General features: G+C 69.1%; 9 protein-coding genes. 7 read left to right on the top strand and 2 right to left on the bottom strand.

The window, feature by feature from the left end:
* Nucleotides 1–181 precede the first annotated feature (181 nt).
* From ACFYV1_RS20735 to ACFYV1_RS20705, 7 genes are all read left to right on the top strand, one after another.
* Nucleotides 182–1675, top strand: a complete 1494-nt coding sequence (locus tag ACFYV1_RS20735) for a D-ribitol-5-phosphate cytidylyltransferase (protein ID WP_389396983.1) — start codon at nt 182–184, stop codon at nt 1673–1675.
* A gap of 167 nt (nt 1676–1842) precedes the next feature.
* The gene (locus ACFYV1_RS20730; protein WP_389396982.1) at nt 1843–3924 is read left to right on the top strand and encodes a hypothetical protein; all 2082 of its coding nucleotides are present in this window, start codon (nt 1843–1845) and stop codon (nt 3922–3924) included.
* Nucleotides 3925–4029: 105 nt separating this feature from the next.
* The gene (locus tag ACFYV1_RS20725; protein WP_389396981.1) at nt 4030–5271 is read left to right on the top strand and encodes a glycosyltransferase family 2 protein; all 1242 of its coding nucleotides are present in this window, start codon (nt 4030–4032) and stop codon (nt 5269–5271) included.
* Nucleotides 5272–5336: 65 nt separating this feature from the next.
* Complete coding sequence (locus ACFYV1_RS20720; RefSeq protein WP_389396980.1) at nt 5337–6404, top strand: glucose-1-phosphate thymidylyltransferase; 1068 nt, start codon at nt 5337–5339, stop codon at nt 6402–6404.
* Nucleotides 6401–7387 (top strand): dTDP-glucose 4,6-dehydratase, encoded by a 987-nt coding sequence (gene rfbB, locus ACFYV1_RS20715; protein WP_389396979.1) that lies wholly within the window; start codon nt 6401–6403, stop codon nt 7385–7387. Before ACFYV1_RS20720 ends, rfbB begins: the two co-directional genes overlap by 4 nt.
* A gap of 29 nt (nt 7388–7416) precedes the next feature.
* On the top strand, nt 7417–8283 hold the full coding sequence (gene rfbD / locus ACFYV1_RS20710; protein WP_389397289.1) for a dTDP-4-dehydrorhamnose reductase: 867 nt from the start codon (nt 7417–7419) through the stop codon (nt 8281–8283).
* 77 nt (nt 8284–8360) lie between these two features.
* Nucleotides 8361–9155 (top strand): class I SAM-dependent methyltransferase, encoded by a 795-nt coding sequence (locus ACFYV1_RS20705; protein ID WP_389396978.1) that lies wholly within the window; start codon nt 8361–8363, stop codon nt 9153–9155.
* Nucleotides 9156–9291: 136 nt separating this feature from the next.
* Here ACFYV1_RS20705 and rfbC read toward each other — a convergent pair whose 3' ends face one another.
* Complete coding sequence (gene rfbC / locus ACFYV1_RS20700) at nt 9292–9891, bottom strand: dTDP-4-dehydrorhamnose 3,5-epimerase (RefSeq protein WP_389396977.1); 600 nt, start codon at nt 9889–9891, stop codon at nt 9292–9294.
* Between the two features lie 56 nt (nt 9892–9947).
* A complete protein-coding gene (locus ACFYV1_RS20695) occupies nt 9948–12044 on the bottom strand; it encodes a glycosyltransferase family 2 protein (RefSeq protein WP_389396976.1) in 2097 nt (698 codons plus the stop codon).
* Nucleotides 12045–12336 lie beyond the last annotated feature (292 nt).

The following is a 12336-nucleotide window of genomic DNA, read 5'->3' as shown; positions in this document are numbered from 1 at the left end:
GTTTGTGTGGCGTGCGTCACTCGATCGGGGATGGTTGTGTACCCCTGCCGGGTCATGAACGTTGGGTGAGCAGGGGGTTTCCCGATTTGTGTGCGAGGTGTCATCCGTCTTGCGGGCAGGTAAATAGAAGTGCAAGCATCGGTTTCACCTTCCGCCCTCGCAAGATAGGTCTTCTTTTTCTGTGCACCACAAGGCCGAAACCCGAACCACGGCTGTCCTGCTTGCCGGTGGCACCGGCACGCGCGTGGGTCTGTCGATTCCCAAACAGCTGTTGAAGATCGCAGGCAAGGCCGTTATCGAGCACACTCTGGCGATCTTCGAGCGAACTCAGTCAATCGACGACGTCATCGTGATGATGGCCCCTGGCTATGTGCCGGAAGTTGAAAAGATCATCGCAAAGGCGGGCTTCACCAAGGTCGTCAAGGTTGTTGAGGGCGGGGCCACTCGCAACGAGACCACGGAGCGTGCCATCGCCGCTCTCGGCGAGGGACTGGCCGCCGGTGAGGACCGCAATGTCCTTTTCCACGACGCCGTCCGCCCCCTCCTTTCTGAGCGCGTCATCAAGGACTGCGTCGACGCGCTCGACCGCTACGAGGCGGTCGACGTCGCCATCCCGTCAGCGGACACGATCATCGTGACCCGTACGCACGGCGAGGACGGCGAGTTCATCACCGACGTCCCGGACCGCTCCAGGCTGCGCCGCGGTCAGACGCCGCAGGCGTTCAAGCTCTCCACCATCTGCAGGGCGTACGAGATCGCCGCCGGGGACCCGAATTTCCAGGCCACCGACGACTGCTCGGTCGTGCTCAAGTACCTCCCGGACGTGCCGATCCACGTCGTTCCCGGTGACGAGTTCAACCTGAAGGTCACCCAGCCGGTCGACGTCTTCATCGCTGACAAGCTGTTCCAGCTGGCCTCCACCGCGGTCCCGCGCCAGGCGGACGAGGCCGCGTACCGCGAACTGCTGGCCGGCAGGACCGTCGTCGTCTTCGGCGGTTCCTACGGCATCGGCGCGGACATCGCCTCGCTCGCCGAGTCCTACGGGGCCAAGGTGTACGCCCTGGGTCGTTCCACCACCGGCACCTACATCGAGAAGCCGGAGCACGTCGACGAGGCCCTGGCCAAGGCGTACGCGGAGAGCGGCCGGATCGACTATGTGATCAACACCGCGGGCGTGCTGCGCATCGGAAAACTGGCGGAGACGGACGACGCGACCATCCAGGAAGCGCTGAGCGTCAACTTCCTCGCGCCGGTCCGGATCGCCCGCGCGTCGCACAAGTACCTCGCCGAGACCCAGGGGCAGTTGCTCCTCTACACCTCCAGCAGCTACACCCGCGGCCGTGCCGAGTACAGCCTCTACTCCTCGACCAAGGCCGCCATGGTGAATCTCACCCAGGCGCTGTCCGACGAGTGGGCCGGCGACGGTATCCGCGTGAACTGCGTCAACCCGGAACGCACCGCCACGCCGATGCGTACCAAGGCGTTCGGCGAGGAGCCGGCGGGCTCGCTGCTGTCGTCACAGGCCGTGGCGCGTACCTCTCTCGACGTGCTGCTGTCCGCGCTGACCGGTCATGTCATCGACGTCCGCCAGCAGGACCCGGCGCAGGAAGCGTCGGAGGCGTCGGGATTCGAGCAGGCGCTCGCCGCCTTGCTGGACCGCCACGAGGATCTGTAGTACCTCTGGACATTCGACAATTCGGGCCTCTGTAGTCGCCGCTCCGCGCGATACCGGGGCCCGAGTCCGTGGCGGGCGTTCTTCACGCGTTCTCCGTAATGGATTTTGCAAGGCAAACAGTCGTACCTTCTGGAGCTGGTTCTTCCGTGATTTCCAAAGCGATTCGCATGGCTCGCGTGGGCAGCGGATCAGAGCTGGCCGCAGCACTTCTGCTGACGCTGGGATTCCCGTGCGTCATGCTCGCGGCGATAATTCCCGGCATCTGGCTCTTCGCAGTCGCGGTCGCCGTGACATACCTGGCGGACCAGTTCCTGCACCAGCGGTCCAGCTATCTGATCAACAGACTCGCGAAGATCCGCGCCGGACTGTCGATCCGGTTCCTGCTGCGCCAGTTGCTGCTGGTGCTGCTGCTGGCCCGGATGGGACACGCGGAGGAGACCCTCTTCTACGTGACGGTCGCCTGCCTTCTCGGCTTCTACGGACTCCAGGCCCCGCAGGGCGCGGTGGTCACCCTGATCCGGCTGCGCCGCAAGCTGCCGGTGGTCACGCGCAACATCGACCTCGGCGGGGTGCGCATCCCGGACGCGCCGCCGCGCCGGCTGCTCGACCGCTCGGCGGAGAAGATGCTCCATCTCGACGTCTTCTCCTTCGCGGGCGTGCTGATCACTCTCGCGACCGGCGAGAACGCCTTCGCCTACACCGGTCTCGCGCTCACCGTGGGGCTCGCGCTGCTCTACCTCGCCCTGCTCGTGCCGTATCTGCGCCCCACCCGGCTGGTGGCGCCGCCGGACGCGGTGCTCGCGGGCGTCGACGCCTGGCTGCGCGAGTACGAACCGACCGTGATCCTCTACTTCTCCGGCTCCAAGGAGTCGGCGTACCAGGTCAACATGTGGCTCGAGACGATGGCCAAGCTCGGCGGCCGGCCGCTGATCGTCCTGCGCGAGCGCAACATCCTGCCCCAGCTCGGCACCACCTCCGTGCCGGTTCTGTGCGTCCCCGGCGGGGTGCACCTGATGAACCTGGACCTGTCGACGGTCCGTGTCGCGCTCTACCCCGCCAACGTCGGCAAGAACATCCACATGCTGCGCGTGCCGACCATGAAGCACGTCTTCATCGGCCACGGGGACAGCGACAAGCTCGCCAGCGTCAACCCGTACAGCAAGGTCTACGACGAGGTGTGGACCGCCGGCCGGGCCGGCCGCGACCGCTACGCCCTGGCCGACGTGGGCGTGCGCAGCGAGGACATCGTCGAGGTGGGCCGGCCCCAGCTGGCCCCCATCAGGACGTGGGCGGGCGCGCCGCAGAAGCCGGTCCCCACCGTCCTGTACGCCCCCACCTGGGAGGGCTGGGACGACAACCCCGGAAACACCTCGCTGCTGCTCGCCGGTGAGAGCATCGTCGAGCGGCTGCTGAACGCGGAGCCACCGGTCCGGGTGGTCTACAAGCCGCATCCGTTCACCGGTACCCGCAGCGCGGAGGCCAAGGCCGTCGACGCACGGATCTCCGCGATGGTCGAGGCGGCGGCCGCCGCCCGGGCGAGCGACCCGCGATGGGTGAGGGAGGCCGCCACTCAGGCGGTGGAGCAGACCGCGGCGCGCGCGGAGCTGCAGCGCGTCAAGGAGCGCCTCGCACAGCTGTCGGGCCCGTCGAAAGCGGGCAAGGACGAGGCGGAGGAGTCGCGTGACGCCCTGGCCGATCCGGCGCTCGAGGCGGAGACCGCACAGCTCAAGGACGAGTGGAACGCGGCCTACTGGCGGTCCTTCGGCTGGTGGGAGCACCGAGTCGTCAAGGGCCCCGAACCCCGTCTGTACGACTGCTTCAACGAGTCGGACGGCATGGTCTCCGACATCTCCAGTGTGGTCTCCGACTACATCGCGAGCGGCAAGCCCTACGCGGTCACCGACTCCGCGGGTCTGGGGGAGGCGGAGTTCATGCGGCAGAACACCGCGGTGCGGGCCGCGGTGATCCTCTCCAACAGCGCCGTCGAGCTCGATGAACTGCTCGCCTCCGTGGCCGACCGGGCGGCGGACCCGCGCGCGGCGGCCCGGCAGGAGCTCAAGGAGTACCTGCTCGGACCGGACGAGCCGACTTCGCTGCAACAGTTCGACGCCGCGGTGCGGGCGCTGACGGCCAAGGCGGAGGCGCGCAACACGGGCCTGCGGCAGCGGCTCGCGGAGCCGGAGCAGGCGCCGGGACTCGACGACTCGACCGTCGGTGACACCACCGTCGGAGACACGGCGGTGGGCTGACACGGTGGTGGCCGACGCGGCTGTTGGCCGCCACGGTGCGGGCGCCGGGGACATGCGCACGCGCCCGGAGTGCAACGTCTGTTCCGGTCGGGTTGTCTTACGTGTATGAGTGACGATCCCGAGCCCGACGTCACGGTTGTCGTCGGCGCCTACGAAGCCATGCCCTACCTGGTCCGGTGCCTGGAGTCGGTCGAGTCGCAGACCCTGGGCGCCGACCGTGTCGAGCTCGTCGCGGTCGACGACGGGTCGACCGACGGCACGGGTGAGTACCTGGAGGAGTTCGCCGCCAGGTCCAAGATCCCCACCAGGGTGGTCAGGCAGCCCAACTCCGGCGGGCCGAGCGGTCCGCGCAATGTCGGTCTCGGCATGGCGCGCGGCCGCTACGTCTTCTTCCTCGACGCCGACGACTACTTCGGTGACGAGGCGCTCGAGCGGATGGTCGCCATGGCGGACCGGGCGGGCACCGACGTGGTGCTGGGCAGGATGGCCGGTGTGGGCCGTGGCGTGCCGCGGTCGATGTTCACCCGGACCGTGGAGCACGCCGAGGTGCACACCTCACGGGTCGTCTACGCGCTCAGTGCGCAGAAGCTCTTCCGGCGTTCGCTGCTCTCCCGGCTGGCCCTGCGGTTCGACGAGAGCCTGGCCACCGGTGAGGACGCGCTCTTCACCATGGAGGCGTATCTCCGCGGCAGTGGCGTCTCGATCGTCGCCGACTACGACTGCTACTACCTTGTCTGCCGCGAGGACGGCAAGCACGCGACGCGCAGAGGCGACTACACGGGGCGCTTCGAGGCGATCCACGCGCTGATGCGGCTGATCGCGCGCCTCGAGCCGCCGGGCGCGAAACGGGACCTGCTGATGGTCAGGCCCTTCACGGTCGGACTGCTCCAGCAGTTCGGTCCCGGGCTGCTGAAACAGTCGGAGGCCGACTGCCTGCGCAAGATGGAGCTCGCCGCCCCGATGACATCCGCGTACTGGACGGACGGGGTGGCCGCCCACCTCAAGGTCGGCGAGCGGCTCGTCCTCACCTGCGTCGCCATGGGGCGGCTCGACCTGCTGCGGGAGGTACTGGCGTTTGTCGTCGCCGGTGAACCTCCGGAGGTGGTCCACCTCGGCCGTGCGAGACGCCCGTACCTTGTCCATCCGCATTTCCGGGACCGGCGCGCGGGCATCCCCGACAGCGTCTACGCGGTGACCGTTCCCGACTGGGCGGGCAGCAGGCGCGTCATGCCGCCGCAGCCGGGACGGCCTTTCGCGCGGCGCGCGGTGAACGGGATCCGCAGACGGGTGCGGCGATTGCGCGGGGGAGTGCATTCGGGAAAGAGGAAAGCGGAACGTGAGACGTAGGTAACATCGAGGTGCCGGGGCGGAATACGTCCGGGGAACACGTTTCCGACACCAGGGCAGGGACAGTGAAGGCACTCGTACTTTCCGGAGGAGCCGGGACACGACTCCGCCCCATTACGCACACATCCGCCAAGCAATTGGTTCCCGTGGCGAACAAGCCGGTGCTCTTCTACGGCCTGGAGGCGATCGCGGAGGCCGGGATCATCGATGTGGGCATCATTGTGGGTGACACCGCGGACGAGATCCGCGACGCCGTCGGGGACGGCGATCGGTTCGGTGTGAAGATCACATATATTCCGCAGGAGAAGCCGCTCGGGCTCGCGCACGCCGTGGCCATTTCCAGGGACTTCCTCGGCGAGGACGACTTCGTGATGTACCTCGGCGACAACTTCATCGTCGGCGGCATCAGCGGACTCGTCGACGAATTCCGCACGGAGCGGCCGGACGCGCAGATTCTGCTCACCAAGGTCCCCGACCCCACGTCCTTCGGCGTCGCCGAACTCGACGGCTCCGGCCGCGTCGTCGGCCTGGAGGAGAAACCGAAGGAGCCCAAGAGCGATCTCGCGCTCGTCGGGGTCTATCTCTTCACCCCGGCCGTGCACGAGGCCGTGCGGTCCATCGAACCCTCCTGGCGCGGCGAACTGGAGATCACCCACGCCATCCAGTGGCTCATCGACCGGCAGCGTGACGTGCGCTCCACGACCATCGCGGGCTACTGGAAGGACACCGGCAACGTCACCGACATGCTGGAGGTCAACCGTTCCGTCCTCGAGAGGGTTGAGGCGGGCATCGAAGGCGAGGTCGACGAGGAGAGCGAGATCATCGGCCGCGTCCGCGTCGAGGCGGGCGCACGGATCACCAACAGCCGGATCGTGGGTCCCGCGATCATCGGCGGCGGGACGGTGATCAGCGACTCGTACGTCGGTCCGTTCACCTCCGTCGCCGAGGGGTGCCGGATCGAGGACAGCGAGATCGAGTACTCCATCGTCCTGCGCGGGGCGTCCATCGAGGGGGTGCGGCGGGTGGAGGCTTCGCTGATCGGCCGGGACGTCGAGGTCACCCCGGCGCCCCGCAATCCCTCCTCGCACCGACTGGTGCTCGGCGACCACAGCAAGGTGCAGATCTCGTCATGACAGTCAGGATCCTCGTGACCGGCGGCGCCGGGTTCATCGGCTCCCACTACGTCCGCACGCTGCTCGGCCCGGGCGGGCCGGGCGACACGGCCGTCACCGTGCTGGACAAGCTCACCTACGCCGGCAATCCGGCCAACCTCGACGAGGTCCGCGACCACCCCGGCTTCGGGTTCGTCCAGGGCGACATCTGCGACGCCGAACTCGTCGGCAGGCTGATGGCGGAACACGACCAGGTGGTCCACTTCGCGGCCGAGTCGCATGTGGACCGTTCCATCGACGGCGGCGCCGAGTTCGTCCGTACGAACGTGGTCGGCACGCACACGCTGATCGACGCCGCCCACCGGACCGGGATCGACAGATTCGTCCACATCTCCACCGACGAGGTCTACGGCTCCATCGACGAGGGCTCATGGCCCGAGAACCATCCGCTCGAGCCCAACTCGCCCTATTCTTCGGCCAAGGCGTCGAGCGACCTGATCGCGCTGTCCTACCACCGCACCCACGGGCTGGACGTCCGGGTGACACGCTGTTCCAACAACTACGGGCACCACCAATTCCCCGAGAAGGTCATCCCGCTGTTCATCACCAACCTTCTGGACGGCGGGACGGTCCCGCTCTACGGCGACGGCGGGAACGTGCGCGACTGGCTGCACATCGACGACCACGTCCAGGGCGTCGAACTGGTCCGCACCGCCGGCCGGCCCGGTGAGGTCTACAACATCGGCGGTGGCACCGAGTTGTCCAACAAGGAGCTCACCGGCCTCCTGCTCGAGGCGTGCGGCGCCGACTGGGACACGGCCGTGCAATACGTGGCCGACCGCCTCGGGCACGACCGCCGCTACTCGGTGGACTGCACGAAGATCCGCACGGAGCTCGGTTACGAGCCGCGCAAGGACTTCGCCACCGGCCTTGCGGAGACGGTGCGCTGGTACCGCGACAACCGTGCCTGGTGGGAGCCGCTGAAGGAGCGTGCGGCCCTGTGAGCGCCTGGCTCGTCACCGGTGCCGCCGGCATGCTCGGCCGGGACGTCCTCGTCCGCCTGGCGGCCGACGGGGTCCGCGCGGTGGCCGCCGCACGGGCCGACCTCGACATCACGGACCCGGACGGTGTGCGGTCCGCGCTGGCGGCCCACCGGCCCGCAGTGGTCGTGAACTGCGCCTCGTGGACCGACGTCGACGGCGCGGAGGAACAGGAGGAGGCCGCGCTCGCGGTCAACGGCACGGGACCGCGCGTCCTGGCGGAAGCGTGCAAGGAGAGCGGCGCGGTGCTGCTGCACCTGTCCACCGACTACGTCTTCGCCGGGGACGCCGCCGAACCCTACGCGGAGGACGCCCCCGCCGCGCCGCGCAGCGCCTACGGGCGCACCAAGCTGGCAGGTGAGCGGGCGGTGCTCGAACTGCTTCCGGAAACCGGCCATGTGGTGCGCACGGCCTGGCTCTACGGCGCGGGCGGCCCGAACTTCGTCCGCACCATGATCGGACTCGAGTCGGCCAGGGACACCGTCGACGTCGTCGACGACCAGCGCGGTCAGCCCACCTGGACCGCGGACCTCGCCGGTCTGCTCGTACGGCTGGGGCGGGGCGCGCAGGCCGGGACCGTGCCGGCGGGAGTGCACCACGGCACCAGCCGCGGCGACACCACCTGGTACGGGTTCACCCGGGAGATCTTCCGGCTGCTGGGCGCCGATCCGGGCCGGGTGCGCCCGACGACCAGCGCCGCGTTCGTCCGGCCGGCGCCACGGCCCTCGTACAGCGTGCTGGGTCACCGGGGCTGGCAGGGCACCGGCGTCGAACCCATTCGCGACTGGCGTGAGGCGCTCGCTGAAGCGTTCCCCGCATTGCTCCTAGCTGAGCGCGGAACGGGTGCTACCGGTCGGTAGACATTTACGTGCAGGCTGCGTTCACGCTAACTTCGGTGGGAATCAATCAATTTGATTCTCAGTGAAGGGCTCCATCGGTGGATCGCCACGGCTTCCTGCGTCAGCTGCACCGCACGTACAAACCCCGGAACTATCTCGAGATCGGGGTCAACGACGGGCGCAGTCTGGCGCTTTCCCGGGTTCCCTCCGTCGCGGTCGATCCTGCGTTCCGCGTGGTGACGAGTATCAGCTGTGATGTCCACCTCGTGAGAGCGACCAGTGACGATTTCTTCGCCCGCAAGGATCCGCTGGTACATCTGCGCACCGGCCGTAATCCGTTCCGTGCGCTGGCCCGCAAGGACCCGCTGAACGCGCTCGGTGGAGAACCGAAACTCGAACTGTCGTTCATCGACGGAATGCATCTCTTCGAGTACGCGCTGCGCGACTTCATGAATGTCGAACGGCATTCCCGCTGGTCGAGCGTGATCGTGCTCGACGACATGCTCCCGAGGAGCGTGGACGAGGCGGCGCGGGACCGGCACACCAAATTCTGGGCCGGCGATGTCTACAAGGTCGTCCAGGTCCTGCGGAAGTACCGCCCCGACCTGGTCGTCGTCGAGATCGACACCGCGCCGACCGGCGTCGTCGCGGTCTTCGGCGCCGACCCGGAGAACACCGTGCTCAAGAACGCGTACGACAAGATCATCGAGGAGTTCGTCGTGCCGGACCCGCAGGACGTGCCGGAGGAGGTGCTCGTCCGCAAGCACGCCGTCCAGCCGGAGGCGCTGCTCGGCGCCGACTTCTGGCCCGCTCTGATCAGGGCCCGCACCCTGCGCCGCCCGCGTTCCGCCTTCGTGCCGGTGCGCAGGAGCCTCGAGAGGCTCACCGGCTGAGGTTCTCCCCGCACCGGTTTCCGTGCGCCCCGAGGCCCGCCCGGCCTCGGGGCGTACGCGCGCCGCCCGCACCGGCTCGGCGCGCCGCTGGCCCCGTGCGCCGCCCGTGCCGCCGGCCCCGTGCGCCGCCCGTGCGCTAGCCCCGTGCGCCGAGCTCCGCGTAGAAGGCTTGGCACTCGTCGTACCGCGGCAGCATGCCGCGACGGCCCGCCTCGGCCAGCGACGGCGCGGCGGCGTCCTTGTCGGAGAGCACGGGGGAGACGTCCTGCGGCCACTCGATGGCCAGTGCCGGATCGAGGGGGTCGATGCCGTGCTCCCGTTCCGGGGCGTATCCCTCGGAGCAGAGGTAGACGACCGTGGCCTCGTCCGTCAGCGCCATGAACGCGTGGCCGAGCCCCTCCGACAGGTAGACGCTGTGGTGGTCGACGTCGTCGAGACGGACCGCGTCCCACCGGCCGAACGTCGGCGAGCCCACCCTGATGTCCACGACGACGTCGAGGACGGTGCCACGGACGCACTTGACGTACTTCGCCTGGCTCGGCGGAACGTCGGCGAAGTGGAGGCCGCGGAGCGTGCCTCTGCTCGAGACGGAGCAGTTGGCCTGGGCGAGCCGCAGGCCGTGGCCGACGGTCCGCTCGAAGTCGGTTCCTCTGAACCACTCGTGGAAGCTGCCCCGGCTGTCCGGGAAGACCTTCGGCTCGTGAACCCAGGCGCCCGCGATCGAGAGCTGCCGCATCTGAACCCTTCCTCGTTCCGGTCACATGTCAGTGGCCGGTCCCGCCGGCCCGCCCGTCATCCGAGCACCCGTGCCGCGAACCGGCGCACCTTCCTGCGTCCCGCGGACGGCAGCCTGCGGACCGCGGGGCCGGCCACGGCGCGTACGACCTGCCGCAGCGCGGCCCGGCGCCGATGCGCCGTCAGCTGCCGCAACAGGGCCGTGTCCGGTGCGGGGAGGCTCTCGTCCAGCCGGAAACGACCCCGGTCGTCGATGTCGACCGTGCACAGCGCCAGGGCCGGGGCCTTGTCCCCGTCGAGCCGGACACCGAGCCGCCAGGTGCCGGCGGGGGCGCCCTCGAGCCGCCGTGGCAGGGTCAGATGCGCACGGCTCTGCACGGGACGCAGCGTGCGCGCGAACGAGTGCGCCACCGGGACCTCCGCCACCTCGGCCTCTTCCGCCTGATCGGTCGCCCCGGACGGCTTGGTCAGCACCAGTTCCACCTTCGAGGGGGCGGTGCCGGTGGTGGTGACCAGGTCCAGTCGCAGCTGCGGCGAGCGCCCGGGCAGGCACAGCAGGGGCCGCCCTTTCAGGTACGAGACGACCTTCTTGGCCCGGCGCGCGACGTCGAGCGTGAGATTGCCGTGCGGATCGGTGAAGTACGGGATCACCGGGCGGGCGGGCGAGGACAGCAGCGCGGGCAGGCACTGGCCGTCCACCTGCTCGGCCCGGTCCGCGCCCAGCCGCACCTTGCGCACCAGGCCGAGGCCGCGGACCGTCACCCAGGCGTCCCAGAAACCGCGGGGGAGGCGGCCGCGGCCCTTGCGGACACGCTCGGGGGCCAGATGTCCCGTTCCGCGCAGCACGACCTCGCAGAGGCCGGCCTTCTCGTTCTCCTCCTGCGTCTCCTCGTCCCCGCCCGGCGTCTCGACCCGGACCTCGAGCTTGACCGGGCAGGGCCATTCGACCGCCTTCTCCCGGTCGCGCAACGAGAGTTCGGCCTTGAAACCGTCCAGGTCGTCGGTGATGTCGAGGAGAGCGCCGCCGGGCAGGAAACCGGACGTGACGTCGGGGTGCACGTACAGCCTGCCGTCGCGGCGCAGCAGCTTCACGGGCATACCGCTCTCGCCGTGCACGAGCCGTGCCGCGAGGGTGACCGCGATCCGGCCGTCGGACTCCCAGGCGACGTTCTCGAGCCGCACCGCACCCTTGACGGAGGACGCGAGCCGGGCGAGCCGCACCAGTCCCTCCGCGTCGTCCTCACGCAGCAGAGTGGAACGCGTGCGCAGCAGCGGGCCCAGCCCGTCGTGCACCGCGTCGTCCATGAACTCCAGGGCGAGGGGCCGCACGGCCGACGTCATCTCGCGCAGGTAGTCGTCGTCGTACTTGAGGACGGCCGGCTCGCTCAGGCGGCCGAGCATCTCGACACGGTAGAAGCGCCGCAGCACGCGGTCTCGCAGCGGACCCGGCTCGGTGTTGGCGACGACCACGTCGAGGACCTCACGGAGGTTGCCGTAGTAGCCGGCCGGCTCGAGCTTCGCCGAACCGGCGTTCTTGCCGTCGTCACGCTTCGAGTAGTAGTAGCAGGTGTACGCGCCGAGGATCGAGACGACCCGGGCGGGGAAGTACGCCTTCATCATGTACAGCTGGTCCTCGAGGCGGCGCCTGCCCTCGGGGTAGGCGATGCCGTGCTCGCGCAGGAACGCGGTGCGGAACATCTTGTGCGGCGTGAGGCTGTCGAACAGCGGCGCGTCGCGCAGCGTGCACTTCTCCCGGTTCGTACGGAAGACGCCGTGCGGAACGCCCCGGAAGTTGCTGGCCACCTTGCCGATGACGATGTCCGAGCCGTTGCGGTGGCCCATGTCGTAGAGGCGGCGCAGCGCGTCGGTCCCCAGGTGGTCGTCCTGGTCGAGGAACTGGACGTACTCACCCCTGGCTTCGGCGACGCCGACGTTCCGCGGCTTGCCCGGCCAGCCGGAGTTCGGAATGTGGATCACCCGGAAGTGGGGATGCTCCTCGGCCAGCCTGTCGAGCCGCTCGGGCGTGTCGTCCGTGGAGCCGTCGTCGACGAACAGCACCTCGAACTCCTCGGCCGGCAGCGTCTGCGCCACCAGCGACTCGATACACGGATCGAGGTACTTCCCGGGGTTGTACACCGGGATGACAACGCTCACTCTGACCGACACTGCTGTGCCCCGTCTCTTGTGGGAACCCGAGTCGAAGTAGGGCCGGAGGCAGGTCGGTGCGGGCGCGTGCCACCGCCCGCGGCCACCCTATCCGCTGTCCCGAACGGGTTGCCCTGATCCGGCAACCGCAAGCTTTCCAACTGCCGTGGGGCGCGGGCGGTTACGGCAGCCGGACGGCGTGGCGCACAGCCCTTCGGGGCGGTCCGTCCGGCAGGCGGGCCGGCCGTCGCGGGCTTCGGGCGCCTGTCCAGCGGGCGGAATGCCCGCGCGGGCGTGACCT

Source organism: Streptomyces sp. NPDC003023 (assembly GCF_042888225.1).
In the GTDB taxonomy this organism is placed as follows: domain Bacteria; phylum Actinomycetota; class Actinomycetes; order Streptomycetales; family Streptomycetaceae; genus Streptomyces.
The sequence above is the reverse complement of the archived record's forward strand: the minus strand, read 5'-3'. Positions and strand labels throughout refer to the sequence as shown.

Bases quoted from the DNA above. Each gene is read 5' to 3' on its own strand.
- ACFYV1_RS20730 (WP_389396982.1), top strand. From the start codon at position 1,843: ATGGCTCGCGTGGGCAGCGGATCAGAGCTGGCCGCAGCACTTCTGCTG.
- ACFYV1_RS20725 (WP_389396981.1), top strand. From the start codon at position 4,030: ATGAGTGACGATCCCGAGCCCGACGTCACGGTTGTCGTCGGCGCCTAC.
- rfbB (WP_389396979.1), top strand. From the start codon at position 6,401: ATGACAGTCAGGATCCTCGTGACCGGCGGCGCCGGGTTCATCGGCTCC.
- rfbD (WP_389397289.1), top strand. From the start codon at position 7,417: ATGCTCGGCCGGGACGTCCTCGTCCGCCTGGCGGCCGACGGGGTCCGC.
- rfbC (WP_389396977.1), bottom strand. From the start codon at position 9,891: ATGCGGCAGCTCTCGATCGCGGGCGCCTGGGTTCACGAGCCGAAGGTC.